The sequence below is a fragment of the Methanosarcina horonobensis HB-1 = JCM 15518 genome (genome assembly GCF_000970285.1).
Lineage (GTDB): Archaea > Halobacteriota > Methanosarcinia > Methanosarcinales > Methanosarcinaceae > Methanosarcina > Methanosarcina horonobensis.
In genome coordinates, this window is sequence record NZ_CP009516.1 from 3,446,730 (window position 1) to 3,460,408 (window position 13,679).

At 44.7% G+C, this 13,679-nt stretch carries 14 protein-coding genes; 5 read left to right on the forward strand and 9 right to left on the reverse strand.

Annotated elements, in window-relative coordinates; all coding sequences use genetic code 11:
* Positions 1-25: 25 nt before the first annotated feature.
* Positions 26-1,456, forward strand: a complete 1,431-nt coding sequence (locus MSHOH_RS15110) for a TrkH family potassium uptake protein (RefSeq protein WP_048140857.1) — start codon at positions 26-28, stop codon at positions 1,454-1,456.
* Between the two features lie 113 nt (positions 1,457-1,569).
* On the opposite strand, the gene MSHOH_RS15115 is transcribed toward MSHOH_RS15110, so the two are convergent.
* From MSHOH_RS15115 to MSHOH_RS15160, 9 genes are all read right to left on the reverse strand, one after another.
* Positions 1,570-2,793: a digeranylgeranylglycerophospholipid reductase gene (locus MSHOH_RS15115; protein WP_048140859.1), complete on the reverse strand. Its 1,224-nt coding sequence runs from the start codon at positions 2,791-2,793 to the stop codon at positions 1,570-1,572.
* A complete protein-coding gene (locus MSHOH_RS15120; RefSeq protein ID WP_048140861.1) occupies positions 2,790-2,966 on the reverse strand; it encodes a 4Fe-4S binding protein in 177 nt (58 codons plus the stop codon). Before MSHOH_RS15120 ends, MSHOH_RS15115 begins: the two co-directional genes overlap by 4 nt.
* 604 nt (positions 2,967-3,570) lie before the next feature.
* A complete protein-coding gene (locus MSHOH_RS15125) occupies positions 3,571-4,134 on the reverse strand; it encodes a TetR/AcrR family transcriptional regulator (RefSeq protein WP_239450999.1) in 564 nt (187 codons plus the stop codon).
* 466 nt (positions 4,135-4,600) lie between these two features.
* Positions 4,601-5,227, reverse strand: a complete 627-nt coding sequence (gene cofC, locus MSHOH_RS15135; protein ID WP_048143535.1) for a 2-phospho-L-lactate guanylyltransferase — start codon at positions 5,225-5,227, stop codon at positions 4,601-4,603.
* Positions 5,228-5,324: 97 nt separating this feature from the next.
* The gene (gene cofH / locus MSHOH_RS15140) at positions 5,325-6,479 is read right to left on the reverse strand and encodes a 5-amino-6-(D-ribitylamino)uracil--L-tyrosine 4-hydroxyphenyl transferase CofH (protein ID WP_048143536.1); all 1,155 of its coding nucleotides are present in this window, start codon (positions 6,477-6,479) and stop codon (positions 5,325-5,327) included.
* Positions 6,480-6,533: 54 nt separating this feature from the next.
* Positions 6,534-7,664, reverse strand: a complete 1,131-nt coding sequence (gene cofH / locus MSHOH_RS15145; RefSeq protein WP_048140866.1) for a 5-amino-6-(D-ribitylamino)uracil--L-tyrosine 4-hydroxyphenyl transferase CofH — start codon at positions 7,662-7,664, stop codon at positions 6,534-6,536.
* The gene (cofG, locus tag MSHOH_RS15150) at positions 7,661-8,701 is read right to left on the reverse strand and encodes a 7,8-didemethyl-8-hydroxy-5-deazariboflavin synthase subunit CofG (protein ID WP_082089374.1); all 1,041 of its coding nucleotides are present in this window, start codon (positions 8,699-8,701) and stop codon (positions 7,661-7,663) included. Before cofG ends, cofH (MSHOH_RS15145) begins: the two co-directional genes overlap by 4 nt.
* A 29-nt stretch (positions 8,702-8,730) precedes the next feature.
* Complete coding sequence (locus tag MSHOH_RS15155; protein WP_048140869.1) at positions 8,731-10,002, reverse strand: phytoene desaturase family protein; 1,272 nt, start codon at positions 10,000-10,002, stop codon at positions 8,731-8,733.
* A complete protein-coding gene (locus MSHOH_RS15160) occupies positions 9,999-10,160 on the reverse strand; it encodes a DUF362 domain-containing protein (protein WP_048140871.1) in 162 nt (53 codons plus the stop codon). Before MSHOH_RS15160 ends, MSHOH_RS15155 begins: the two co-directional genes overlap by 4 nt.
* 922 nt (positions 10,161-11,082) lie before the next feature.
* Here MSHOH_RS15160 and fpoA point away from each other — a divergent pair.
* The 4 genes from fpoA to fpoD are packed head-to-tail and all read left to right on the forward strand — an operon-like array spanning position 11,083 to position 13,674.
* On the forward strand, positions 11,083-11,472 hold the full coding sequence (fpoA, locus tag MSHOH_RS15165) for a F420H2 dehydrogenase subunit FpoA (protein WP_239451000.1): 390 nt from the start codon (positions 11,083-11,085) through the stop codon (positions 11,470-11,472).
* Complete coding sequence (gene fpoB / locus MSHOH_RS15170; RefSeq protein ID WP_048140873.1) at positions 11,460-12,014, forward strand: F(420)H(2) dehydrogenase subunit B; 555 nt, start codon at positions 11,460-11,462, stop codon at positions 12,012-12,014. The genes fpoA and fpoB overlap by 13 nt, the downstream gene beginning before the upstream one ends.
* 30 nt (positions 12,015-12,044) lie before the next feature.
* Positions 12,045-12,521: a F420H2 dehydrogenase subunit FpoC gene (gene fpoC / locus MSHOH_RS15175; protein ID WP_048140875.1), complete on the forward strand. Its 477-nt coding sequence runs from the start codon at positions 12,045-12,047 to the stop codon at positions 12,519-12,521.
* 10 nt (positions 12,522-12,531) lie between these two features.
* Positions 12,532-13,674, forward strand: coding sequence for a F420H2 dehydrogenase subunit FpoD (gene fpoD, locus MSHOH_RS15180; RefSeq protein ID WP_239451001.1), 1,143 nt, complete (start codon positions 12,532-12,534; stop codon positions 13,672-13,674).
* Positions 13,675-13,679 lie beyond the last annotated feature (5 nt).

The window sequence follows — 13,679 nt, forward strand, 5'->3', positions numbered from 1 at the left end:
TAAGTTTCAAAAACAGAGGGTCAGCGTGAATATTAAGATTGTTTTTTATGTTCTTGGCGGTTTACTCAGGCTTCTCGGGATACTGATGGTTATTCCTCTCGGAGTTTCGTACTATTACGGGGAAAGTCTGACACCTTTTCTTGTATCCATAGTAATAACCGTCCTTACCGGCTTAATCCTGCTTTCCTATAAAACCGATGAAGACTGGATGCGCAAAGAAGGCTTTGCAATCGTTGCCTTGGGCTGGCTTGCTGCAGCGGTTTTCGGAGCAATTCCTTTCGTGCTTGACGGGATTTCTCCCCTCAATTCTCTTTTTGAATCCATGTCAGCCTTTACCACCACAGGCTCGACAATTCTGACTGATATAGAAAGCCATCCAAAAGGCATTCTCTTCTGGCGGTCCATGATGCAGTGGCTTGGCGGTATGGGTATTATCGTGCTTTTCATTGCTATCCTGCCAAAACTGGGAGTTGCAGGACGCCAGCTTTTCAGGGCTGAAGCTCCGGGTCCAACTGAAGATAAGTTAAAACCAAGAATAAGGGAAACAGCAAAAATTCTGTGGATGGTTTATTTTGTAATCTCCTTTGCGGAGGTTGTTGCCCTCCTGCTTGCAGGGCTCTCGCTATACGATGCAGTTACCCATACTTTTACCACAATGGCTTGCGGAGGTTTCTCACCTTATGGATTGAGCATTGAAGCCTTTAACAGCCCTCTGGTAGAATATATAATAGTTTTTTTCATGTTCGTCTCGGGTGCAAACTTTGCCCTCCATTACAGGGCGATTTATGTTGACAAAGACTTCCTCCTCAAAGACGATGAATTCCGCTTTTATACAGCCCTCACCCTTGCAGCTACCGGGCTTTTGACTCTCCTGCTCTATCGCGATCTTGACACAGGGATTTTTGATTCTTTCAGGTTTTCGATCTTTCAGGTAGTCTCCATAATGACCACAACCGGGTTTGCCACAACCGACTTTAATCTCTGGTCAGAGTCAGCAAAAATGGTGCTTCTGCTTGTTATGTTTGTCGGCGGTTGTGCAGGCTCTACAGGCGGAGGCATTAAGGTTGTGCGCGTCCTTATGCTCCTCAGGCACGGGAGAATAGAACTTTTCAAATCCCTTCATCCGAGAGCCGTAAAAAGTGTAAAATTCAACAATAAAAACGTGCCAGATGAGGTTATAAACTCTATTTTTTCTTTTGTGGTGATCTATCTTCTTGTTTTCATATCGAGTGCCCTTATCCTCTCTGTACTGGGTATGGACATCATAACTTCAATTACTGCCTCCATAGCTACTATCGGGAACATAGGTCCAGGCCTTAATGTGGTCGGCCCGATGGGTACATTTGATCCCATCCCTCCTCTCGGAAAATTAATTCTGATTGCCAATATGTGGATTGGAAGGCTTGAAGTCTACACAGTAATAGTGCTCTTTACACCTGAGTTCTGGAACAAATGATTTCACAAAAAAATCAGGTAATCTGGAAAAGTAAATTAGAAAACTTGGAAAAATTTCCCATTGAAAGTCCAGAATGAAAAATATAATAAAAAAGATGCCTGAAGAAACAGGCATTACGTTCTATTCTTTATTACTTCTTTTGCTGCATCCTTGAAAAGCACACGAAGGTCCCAGAGCAGTTTTTTATTGGCTTTGAAGAGAGCCTGGAGCAGATCAAGTAGACTCATTCTCTCGAACTTCACATCTTTTAATGAATGGGCAAGCGAGTCAAGGTCAGCGTCAGTAAGGTTGATAAAGCAGTTCTTTACGATAAGGCTCATATCGATTTCATGCCCTACCGTAGCTCTCCATTTTTTCTCATATTCCTCTTCAAGCTTTCCAAGAGAGACATCCCCTGCAGATATGGCTGCATAAGCAGCTTCTCCAGCCAGCTTACCTGCATCCATGGCATTGAGAATCCCCCCGCCTGTGATGGGGTCTGACTGACGTGCAGCGTCTCCCACTAGCATCAACCCGTTAGCTGAGGTTTTCTCGATACTGCCTGACACCGGGACTCCTCCGAAAACCATCTCAACGATACGAGCATCCGGAAATCTTTTTTGCAGGAAATCATTCAGATAATCTACCGGTCTCGGCTTGAATTTTCCCATCTTGCTTCCGAGAATTCCTATTCCCACATTGGCTTTGCCTTCTCCTTTAGGAAAAACCCAGACATAGCCTCCGGGTGCGACCTCGTTTCCTATGTAGAACTCGCAGTACTCCTGATTTACGTCCGCGCCTGCTATCAGGTACTGCGCACAGGTTTCAATATCTATGGGCTTCAGGGCTGTATCGATTCCTGCCCACCTGCCCACCTTTGATTCGACTCCGTCAGCTCCTATTACTATACTGGCACGCACCTCATACTCTTTCCCGAGATGCATGAGTCTGGCTCCTTTTACGAAGTCATCTTCAATGATAAGACCTGTAGCTCTTGTTTTGACTCTGACTTCAGCTCCGACGGCGGCAGCCTGCTCCGCAAGGGCGCGGTCAAAGACCTTTCTCTCAAGCACATATCCGACCTCTCCTCCTGAGATTTCTTCAGCCATCTCTATCCTTGTGCCGTCCGGAGAGAAAATATAAGAGCCTTTAAGGTCAGCGCAAATCCATTGCTTGTCAATCTCTACATGTTTTTTAAGGTACTCTTTGTTTACGCCTTCGGCACAGCGTACAGGATCACCTATTTCCTGGCGTTTTTCAATTAAAAGTACATCAAGTCCTTTCTCAGCTGCTGTTTTTGCAGCAATAGAACCTGCAGGACCGGCTCCTATAACCAGAACGTCATACCTGTCCTTCATTTCATTACCTCAATTGCTCCTACAGGGCAGATGCGATCACAGATCCCGCACACGATACAGACACTTTCGTCTACTTCAATCCAGGTTTCTACAAGTTCGAGTGCTCCCTTAGGGCAAACTCCCACACAGGCCCCACAATATCCACATTTATATCTGTTTATGTTGATGCTCACCAGCTCACCTGTCAATTTTAAAGGTAAATCACGATCTTTAACCGGCAGATATCGCCTTTCTTGAGAACTGTTTAATGTCAATAGAAAGGCTTGACAATACAATGCAACAATATTTAAACTGATGATTTTAATACAGAGTCTGAAAGTCTCTTCTTAAATTATATTTTGAAATTTATATTCCATCAGTAAACCTTTTTCTGTGTTTTGCTTTTATTGCACAGATCTTCTTTTCAGGAAGATAAGATTCGAATTCAGATTCACTCATTTAATAGAATTACTCTTTTGAATAGTTTCCACAATTAATGTATTTATCTAGTTTAAAGTTATTGGCTCTACTGGACCGACGCATCCAGTATAAGATATTATTCTGGTCACTTTCTATTGTTATATAAATTATTTATATAATATCCCTATAAATTATATTTTTGCCTTTTAAGAAAAATTACCATGCTTCTTTTTTTAGACACATACATGATTAAAATTTGCCATTAGTTACTCAAAAAAGGCAACAACTTTGAACCACCGGTATAGTGGCACGGCTCTTTTTTAAATATACCTCCACCCTCTCCAGGATCTGTTTTTTCTTTGACTCCGGCCTGAAATTCTAATCACTCCTTTTTACGATGTTCTCTGCCAGGAGATCAATAAGAATATTCATAATTTCCGGAAAATCTTCATCTTCAATTTCATTCCTGAAATGTATAAGGGAAAGAACTGCCTGTGTAGTTTCGGCAAGGATACGGGCTGGTTTATCTATTAAGAGACCCGAAGCTGCCCACTCTTCAAAGAAAGGCAGAATCGTTGCCACATTATCTCTGCAAATCTTTTTGATTTCTTCCTCTGAAGACCGGGAGATTTTCAGTTCAAGATGCTCCTTCTCAATGAAAACTTTTCTCCAGATCGGGTGGTTATTAACAATATGAAGCACATACTGAAGATAAGCTCTGATAGCTTTATCGGGTTCGGTCCTGTATTTCAGGAAGGAATTTTCGAGTATGCTTTCCCTTAAAGCTTCCCGCTCTTCTTTAAAGATTTGGAGAAAGAGATCCTCTTTGCTGTCGAAAAAGGAGTAAAAAGAACTTTTCGCAATTCCCAGGCCCTCAGTAAGGTCCTCGATACCTGTTTTTTTGACCCCATATCTGGCAAAACAGTCTTTCCCTCGGTCCATAATATTTCGCTTTATGATCTCTCTTTCTTCATCTGTAAAGGATCTCAGTGGCTCACCTCTTCCGGAAATAGCCTCCCGATTTTTACTGAGTCTATAAATCCGAGTTTATCTGGTCAAAAATTAAAAATCAATTATGTCAATGAATAATCGATTTCTTTGTTCATAGCTTAATGTACACGTCGTTTATTTAAAATTTTTGACTGAAAAACAGAAAAAGGATAGAAAATCTTTAGGAAGGATTATAAGATCCCACCTGAAACTACGTTTTTAAGTATCTTTTTTCTTTTCGTCGCGCTCGACACAGGAGGGCGGGCTTGCAAAAAAAAGAAGAGAAAAAAGAGAATATGTGGATAGCAGCTTAAGTCTGCTTTATTACTTTTTACGGTTTTTCCAAGCTTCTTCCTTCCATCTCTTTTTAATTGAAGAGCCAGCAGAAAAGCTGCTGAGATACCTTTTCCTACAGGACTCAAAGTGGGACCAGTCCGACCCTTCCTCTGCTAACTTCAAGCTTGAATTTACTATTAATGTAGTCCTTTGCAGGTCCCTTCCCATGTATGAGAAGTTCTACCAGGTCTTCAGGCTCATCTATATCCGTACCTGCTAGGAAGGAGTCATAGACTTCGAAATCCTGTCCGGAGTCTGCTGCAATCGAGCAGTGAGTTAAAAAACTCGAACCGTAATACCTCACCCGGTAGTTCGAAGGATTCTTTATAAAAAGGAGATTCGTTCCTCCGCCTTTTCCGGGAACGATGCAGATATCCTTTTTAGTTGAAGTTATTTCCTTTACATGTTCCGGAGAAAGGAGAGGAAGGTCAGCCATAACAATCAAAACAGGTTCTTCTGCCTCTGCAAGATACCTGTTAAGGGCTTCATTCAGGTCTTTTTCGTCCAGAAGAACTCTCGCTTTCGTCATGACCTCAAGCCCGTAGACCGAAGGGCTGAGGATATCGACTTTTTTTATTCCGGCTCCTTTGAGCGAGTCTATCACCTGGTTCAGCATGAGTTCTACAAACTCTTCCCTTTCCTGTAAACTCAGGACAGGCGATAGCCTGGATTTTGCGCCGGCTTTTTTATAGGGGATTACGGCTCTCATCTGGACTCCTGCATATTTTCGTTTTTCGTTTTCGTTTTTTCTTTTTTTATTCAGGGGAATTTTTTTAGATATCAGGAAAACTCTTTTTTCAGGCGTTTTACTCTTTGCTGCCAATTCTTGATTTTGTACAATTCGGAAGTGAACCGTCCTGTCCCGAGAACCCGGGTTCGACCTTTCGATAAAGGGTGTCCCTCTGCATGGGAATCCTCCCTGCTCCTTTTATCATCCATTCAAACTCTGCAGGCGACACATATTCCCCGTGGCTGCCCCCTGATGCTGTGGAGATCTGGTCTTCCATAAGTGTGCCTCCAAGGTCGTTTGCTCCGCACTGCAGGGCTACCTGAGCGAGCTTTTTTCCTAATTTTACCCAGGTAGCCTGAATGTTTTTAACGTGGGTATGTAGAATTACGCGGGAAATAGCTATGAGCTGCAAGTCCTCAAGTCCTGTGCTTGTGAATTTTCCGGATGCAAGCATCTTTTCCCCTACAGGGTTATTGTAGGGCAAAAAGGACATAGGGATAAGTTCCGTAAATCCGCCTGTCTCTTTCTGGATCTCGCGGATGGTAAAAACATGGTCAAGGCGTTCTTCAAGGGTTTCGACATGCCCGTACATAATAGTGGCATTAGTGGAAATCCCTGTTTTATGTGCCGCAGTTATGGTATCAATCCACTGATGAGTATTGATTTTTGAGGGACAGATAATCTTTCTTACCCTGTCGGAGAGGATCTCGGCTGAAGTTCCTGTGAGAGAATCAAGCCCGCTTTTTTTAAGCCTTTGCAGGGCTTCTTCAACCGACATGCCTGAAATTCCTGCTGCATAATTTACTTCCATAGAGGACAGGGCATGAATGCACAGGTCAGGGAATTCAGCCTTTATTGATTCTATAATCTCGAGATAGAACTCCATGTCAGCTTCCGGGGTATACCCTCCCTGGACGCAGACTTCAACAGCTCCGGCTTTTTCTGCTTCTTCAGCTTTTTTCAGGATCTCTTCAACGCTCAGGATATATCCTTTATCTGTCCTGTAGGCGCAGAACCCGCAGTTTCCGACGCATTTGTTTGTGATATAGATATTCCTGTTCACAACATAGCTGACAGTATCGCCTACCGTACTGGCACGCAGGTCATTTGCGAGCTCAAACAGCTCAAATGGGTTTCCTTCAAGCAGGAGAAGGGCATCTTCTTTAGTACATTTTCCCCGGTATGCCCTTTCAATTACGTCTTCTGGAGTTGTCGGTTTTTTCACGTACATCCGATCATCCTTTTTAAATTCCATCATTTCCCTGACTGTTACCTGGCTGTCGGCTTATTCAAAAGCTCCGCACCCGGCAGTCCTTCCATGACTTCGGGAAGCCAGCTCGTGCGCCCCTTTATACAGGGTTGTCCTCTCTTTAGGTATTCTGCCGGCTCCGTGGATCATCCATTCCAGTTCATCCACAGTTATCATTTCCCCGTGGCAGGCCCCTGCAGATCTGGAGATGCTTTCTTCCATGAGTGTGCCACCCAGGTCATTGGCTCCACAGTGAAGAGAAAATTGGGCAAGTTTCTTTCCCAGTTTCACCCAGCTTGCCTGGATATTGTCCACATGTCCGTGTAAGAGGATACGGGATACTGCATAGATTTTCAGGTCCTCAAGGCCCGGAGTAGCATATCGGCCTTCCCTAATCATCTTTTCTCCCACGGGATTGTTGTAGGGCATAAAAGGTAGAGGCACAAATTCCGTAATTCCTCCTGTTTCTTTCTGAATCTCTCTGATGATCAGCATATGGTCAATTCTTTCTTCAGGAGTTTCAACATGCCCGTACATCATGGTTGCAGTGGTAGGGATTCCTGCAGCATGAGCCTGCCTGACCACTTCGACCCATTCTGCGGTCCTGATTTTAGAAGGACAGATTATTTTCCGCACGCGGTCCGAGAGAATTTCTGCTGCTGTCCCGGGCATGGTATCAAGACCGCTTCTTTTGAGTCTCCTGAGGGCTTCTTTTACAGTAATTCCACTGATGCGTGAGGCGTGGTAAACTTCCATCGGCGAAAAAGAGTGGATATGCATTTCCGGGAATTCGGCTTTTATGGCTTCTGCAATCCCCTGATAAAAGTCCAGGCCAACATCCGGAAGCAAACCTCCCTGGATGCAGACTTCGGTGGCGTTTGCCTTCTCGGCTTCTCTAACCTTTCCCATAATTTCTTCGATGCTGAGGACCTTTCCGTTATTTGTCCTGAATGCACAGAACCCACAGGTACCTACACAGCGACTTGTGAAATTTATGTTCCTGTTTACAACATAAGTCACTGTATCTCCTACTGCCAGGTCGCGGAGTTCATCTGCAAACCTGAAAAGTTCGAAAGGAGGTACATCCAGGAGCAAAAGAGCATCTTCTTTTGTGCTCTTCCCCTGGTATGCGCGTTCTATGAGGTCTTCGGGAATTTTGCTGTTCATTTTTCTAAATCCTCCGCGTTCTCTATTTCGGGCTGCTTTCTGTAGCCTTCCCTATCTGAGAGCCGCTCAATGAGGCTGCCTATTCGTTCCGAATACCACCCTTTTTTCACATATTGAGGGTAAACTGGCAGACGTTCTTTAAGCGGAATATCCCCGAGCCTTTTCTGAAGGTCCTTTACGTCGGGCCATTCTGCTTCGGGGTTGATCCAGTCAATTGTAAGAGGGGATATGCCTCCAAGGTCCGTTACTCCCTTTGCAATAAGGGATCTGGGATCTATGAGATTCGGGGCAACCTGGACTGCTACATCATGAGGCAGGATCCGGGCTGCAAGAGCTACAGCATCCATCATCTCTTCCACACCAGGTTCAGGGAAATTTTCCATAGCAGTTCCCTGCTTAGGGGCAAAATTCTGAATAATTACTTCCTGAATATGCCCGTACTCTGTATGAAGAGCTGCAATTGCTTCAAGTGATTCTATTCTGTCATCCCTGCTCTCCCCTATCCCTATAAGGAGGCCTGTAGTATAAGGAATCTCCAGTCTTCCGGCATCCCGGATGGTCTCAAGCCTGCGTTCCGGAACTTTTCCCAGGCAGTCTTTGTGGGCGTCCAGAACTGCCGTACTCTCAAGCATAAGCCCCATACTCGCATTCAGGGGTTTTAAAGCTTTAAGTTCCGAGAGGGTCATTATTCCTGCATTCGTATGGGGAAGAATTCCGATATCAATTGCTGTTTCACAGAGAAAAAGGACATATTCAAGAGTAGAGGAGTATCCAAGCTCTTCAAGCATTGTGCCGTATCCCGGTACTTCTTCTGCACGCTCCCCGAATGTGAAGAGAGCTTCGGTACATCCTGCCTTTACCCCGTTTTCAAGAATAGAAATAACCTCTTTCGGCTTCATGAGCCGGGCTCCGGGCTGCCCGGGTTCCCGCCGAAAGCCGCAGTAACCACACTGGTTTCTACAGATATTGGTTACAGGGATGAAAACGTTTTTTGAATAAGTTACGAAAGGAATTTTTTCCGATGGAATGAAAAACACCTGCTGAACTCTGGTTTCTTGCTCTGGCTTTAGCCCAGGACTTTTCCCATAACTGACACCACGCCAAGAGCCACTCCTTCGACTTCTATGCCTCCTTTTCCTTTAGCTCCGTCTCCGACAATATAGAGTCCGGAAAAAGGAGTTTCATTTCCCGGGTCCGTACCCGAAGCTGCCCTGTTTACTGGCCATTCATCGTGATATGACTGGATAAGAAGGACTTCGTACCTTTTATCCGAAAAAATCTCTTTGACGTCAGCAAGCCCCATCTCGATTTCCGCTTCGAGGTTCTTTACATTCTCAGGGGCAACATACTGGTGGCACATGGTAAGGTGCTTTCCAGGAGGAGCCAGTTTCGGGTCAGCCTGAGTTACTTCATTGATCCCGTTTATGCGCCTTGTATAGGGAGTCAACAGAACTCCGGAATGACCGACAAGAGCCTCGTCTGCGGCAAGGCAGATCTTTATGCCTGCAGAGGGTTGAAGGGTCTCAAGCATTTTAAGGTAACCTGCCTCTCCGGAAAGTGCTTCACCGCAGAGCAGAGCGGTTGCAGCATGACCAAGATTGCTGATGACAAGGTCAGCTTCGTGATTTTTGCTTCCAACAACCACTCCTGCAGCTTTTCCATTTTCAATCAGGATTTTTGAGACTTCCTGCCCGGTATGAATTTTTCCTCCGTTTGCAAGAATAACGGCTTCAAGGGCATCAATGACTCCTTTACACCCTCCTTTAGGGATACCTGGGCCTCCAAAACGGTACATATTTTCAATAATCTCAAAAACTTCTTCTACCGGGACTTCGTCGCTTTTAAGGCTGAGAGCCCAGCCGCAGAAAGAATCGGCAAATCTTATCAGCCACTCGTCACTGACCTGAGTCTTTATCCAGGCCTGAAGTGTACTTCCTGCGGGGCGGTTCTTTCTAGTACTCACGATCAAAAGGGCAATTTTCATGCGGTCCTTATAAGAAAGAAGCGAAGGAAAATCATTAAAAGAGATATCTTTGAAGCCTTTCACGTAATCGGCATTCCCTTTTTTGAGAGGTACGCGTATGGTGGTCATTTCTGACCGCACTATATCTACATCAGCTCCTATTTCCCTGAGTAGCCTGGCAAGAGGACCTCCGGGTCCGTTAGGAAGCATATGGAAAGCTCCGCTAGAAAGCTGGAATCCTTTGTAACTGAGGTTTGTAAATCTGCCTCCTGTAATAGGAAGCCTTTCAAAAACTTCAACCTCATGCCCTGCTTTTGATAAACGGGCAGCGCTTAAAAGCCCTCCAAGCCCTGCACCTATAACGATTGTTTTCATGCCGGTACCTCTATGGCTTTTACAGGACAGTAGGGAACGCACAACCCGCACTCTACGCAGGCATCAGTAGCCCGTGCTCTTCCCCTTACTTCTATTGCTCCTTTTTTGCAAAAAGAAGCGCACTGGCCGCACCCTACACAGTTATCGTTTATCTTCATGCGATCCACCAGCTTTTCTATCGTGAAAAGACTTATTATAATGTGTTGGTATAGCGTGTCGCTCATGTATTCTCAGCATCAGGGCGATCAGGGCTTCCCTGATGATAATGCGCCGGATGTAATATGTAATAAGTAATATACTATGAAATTATCCCCTTCGGAATATAATACAGCTTCAGAGAAAGCATCACGTAGAAAATTTTCAGCACTCTAAGTTCCTTATTATTTTCATTCCAGAAGTTGCCTCCAGAAGCCTGAGATCTCTATATTTATCATTATTTTTTGTGTTGTATTCAAAGGATTTTTTACGGGGATTAAGATTATAATTGAGATATATAATTCCTCGCTATTCCCGGAGAAAATTTGTAGTTTCAGGAAATTAACTTTCAGGAATTCTAAGGCTGTTCAAAAATAATAACATATTTATGGTGTATATATAATTTCGTCAGCAGATCAGGGCTTTTCCTCTAATTTTTTTTAACATACATATATTTTAAAAATAGAGTTTTAATTATTTAGACTTAATATTTATATAATATTAATTATCTAGCAAATAGCTATAAATAACCCCTGATTCATTTGCAGAACTAGCATAGCTACCTGTAATCTTAATTATTAATTATACTACTTTCGCGCTAATTGAATCCAAGTCGCCGGAAGGATGGATGTCTCCTGACTTTCGGCAATTTATCATATATCTCGGGCAATGAAAAGTAAATATTTCAAAGCTCGGGAGTCAGGATATCAATATCCGGGATCCCTACCCTCAGAAAATAGGAGCCTGGATGCAGATATCCCACAGGACCTGTATTCGGATCAAATGGTTTTTTAACAACCGGAGTCCGATACAGTTTTTTTGTCCGTACATCTTAAAAACTGAGAATCAGGATCATGCGACGCTGCAATTTCAGATTGCTGCACTTTGATAGGTGATACGATGTCTGGAATAATTGATAGCTATATACCGGTTGCTATATTCCTTGCCGTGGGACTGATTATGCCTCCCATGACAATGTTCATGGTAAAGCAACTGAGTCCGAGGAGCAAAGCAGCCAGCAAATACACAACATACGAATCGGGTTCCATTCCTACCGGGACTGCAAGGATCCAGTTCAATGTTGAGTATTATCTCTATGCAATTGCTTTTGTCCTTTTTGATATTGAGGTCCTTTTCCTTTACCCCTGGGCTACAGTCTATAAGGGGCATGGGATTACCTCAATTGCAGTGGTTGAGATGTTTGTATTTATCTTCATACTGCTCTTCGGATACGTATATCTCTGGAAGAAGGAGGCCCTTACATGGGTGAAATGAAGGAGACAAAAACGAATAACTCAAAAGAAACCCCGGAAGAAGAAATCCCTGGCGTTATCACAACAACTACCAGTGCAATCCACAATTTCCTTAAGAAAACCAAGGCTCAGGACCTTATCAACTGGGGGAGGAAAAACTCTCTCTGGTTCATGACCCAGCCAATGGGCTGCTGCGGTGTGGAAATGATTGCTACGGGCTGTGCCCATTATGATACAGACCGTTTCGGTATTATCCCAAGGAACTCTCCAAGGCATGCGGATGTCATGATCATCAGCGGCTATGTGACAAAAAAATACCTGCCAGCCTTAAAGAGGCTCTGGGACCAGATGCCTGCGCCCAAATGGGTTATCGCCATGGGAGACTGTTCAATCAGCGGCGGTCCTTTTTATGAGTCTTATAGCACTGTGCAGAACATCGATGAAATTTTCCCTATCGATGTCTACATTCCGGGATGTCCTCCCAGACCCGAAGCCCTTATCCAGGGATTTGTGGAGCTGCAGGAGAAAATAAAAGCCAAAAAAGACCGGGGAACGGAATACTGAGAAGATTTCAGGCTTATTTGAGGGAATATAATGGATGCCAGAACAATCATAGAATCATTAACCGGGAAATTTCCGGAGGCAATTTCCGAAGCCGGGATCGAATCTCCAATCCGTATCCGGGCATATGTTGACAGTGAAAAAGCAAAAGAGGTCTGCCAGTACCTTAAAGACTCCCTTCAGTTCGACCACCTCTGCTCGGTGTGCGGAGTTGACTATCCTCAGAGGAACGAGCTCGAAGCAGTGTATCATATAGCATCATATGACCATCCTGTAGTCCTTATGCTTAAAGCAAGGCTACCAAGGGATTCTCCGGAAATAGAATCCATCGTCCCGGTATACTGGAACGCAAACTGGTACGAAAGAGAAACTTACGAACTCTTCGGGATATTCTTTAAAGACCACCCGAATCTGAAGCCTCTTGTGCTTCCCGAAGATATGCTGGGCGAGTGGCCTCTCCGGAAAGACTACGAGGGTTTCCCGAACAAGACAGCAAGAAACCTGGTGTGAGGGGTGAAAAATGGACGAAATGCTTGGACCAAAAGAAATTATCGGACCAAACGAAATGATCGTACACCTGGGCCCTCAGCATCCCATGCAACCCGGACCCTTCAGGTTAAACCTGAGGTTGAAAGGAGAAACTGTAATGGATGCCGAAGTGGAACTGGGTTATATTCACAAAGGCATTGAGAAAATTCTGGAGAGTAAAACCTACCTTCAGGGTATCACTATAGTTGACAGAATCTGCTACCTAGTAGCTCTGACAAATGAAGAATGTTTTGTGGGCTGCGCTGAAAAGCTTCTTGGTATCGAACCTCCAGAGAGAGCTCAGTATATAAGAGTCATTTTAGAAGAACTTTCCAGACTCCAGAGCCACCTGCTCGGCATGGGAGAATTCGGGGAATTCATTGGCTTCGTTTCCATGTTCATGTACACCATCAAAGAAAGGGAAGACATACTTACCCTGATCGACATGGTCACAGGAGCAAGGATTACTCACAGCTACCTGAGGTTCGGAGGAGTGCGTGACGACCTCCCTGCAGGATTTAAAGAAAAAGCCCTTCCTGTCCTGAACAACCTCAAGAAAGTCATCAGTGACTACGAGGAAATGTTCAACTCCGATAGAATTTACAGGGAGAGGACAGTAGGAGTCGGCATCCTGACTGCTGACGTTGCAAAGAGCCTTGGAGTTTCCGGGCCAGCCCTGCGGGCGACAGGCGTTCCTTTCGATATCCGGAAGAATGAACCCTACCTTGTGTATGAGGACCTGGACTTTAAGGTCTGTACTGAAACTGCAGGAGACTGTTTTGCAAGGGTGCAGGTCAGGCTTAACGAGATGCGCGAAAGCATTTACATCATCGAACAGTGCCTTGACAGAATCCCAGGCGGACCTATCTTTCCGGAAGGCACTCCTTACGGCAGAAGGACTCCTGTAATGAGAGTTCCTGCAGGTGAGGTATTCCACAGGGTCGAAGACCCGAGAGGCGAGATGGGAATGTACATGGTTTCCGACGGCTCGGACAAACCTTACAGGGTAAAAGTCAGAGGACCTTACTTCCCTACCCTTCAGGCTCTGCCTCCTCTCATCAAAGGCACGACAGTTGCGGACGTAGCAGCTATTTCAGGCAGTATGGACGGCTGCACCAGTGAAGCGGACAGGTGATTATA

Bases quoted from the DNA above. Each gene is read 5' to 3' on its own strand.
- MSHOH_RS15115 (WP_048140859.1), bottom strand. From the start codon at position 2,793: ATGAAGGACAGGTATGACGTTCTGGTTATAGGAGCCGGTCCTGCAGGT.
- MSHOH_RS15125 (WP_239450999.1), bottom strand. From the start codon at position 4,134: ATGGACCGAGGGAAAGACTGTTTTGCCAGATATGGGGTCAAAAAAACA.
- cofC (WP_048143535.1), bottom strand. From the start codon at position 5,227: ATGAGAGCCGTAATCCCCTATAAAAAAGCCGGCGCAAAATCCAGGCTA.
- cofH (WP_048143536.1), bottom strand. From the start codon at position 6,479: ATGTACGTGAAAAAACCGACAACTCCAGAAGACGTAATTGAAAGGGCA.
- cofH (WP_048140866.1), bottom strand. From the start codon at position 7,664: ATGAACAGCAAAATTCCCGAAGACCTCATAGAACGCGCATACCAGGGG.
- MSHOH_RS15155 (WP_048140869.1), bottom strand. From the start codon at position 10,002: ATGAAAACAATCGTTATAGGTGCAGGGCTTGGAGGGCTTTTAAGCGCT.
- MSHOH_RS15160 (WP_048140871.1), bottom strand. From the start codon at position 10,160: ATGAAGATAAACGATAACTGTGTAGGGTGCGGCCAGTGCGCTTCTTTT.
- fpoB (WP_048140873.1), top strand. From the start codon at position 11,460: ATGGGTGAAATGAAGGAGACAAAAACGAATAACTCAAAAGAAACCCCG.
- fpoC (WP_048140875.1), top strand. From the start codon at position 12,045: ATGGATGCCAGAACAATCATAGAATCATTAACCGGGAAATTTCCGGAG.
- fpoD (WP_239451001.1), top strand. From the start codon at position 12,532: ATGGACGAAATGCTTGGACCAAAAGAAATTATCGGACCAAACGAAATG.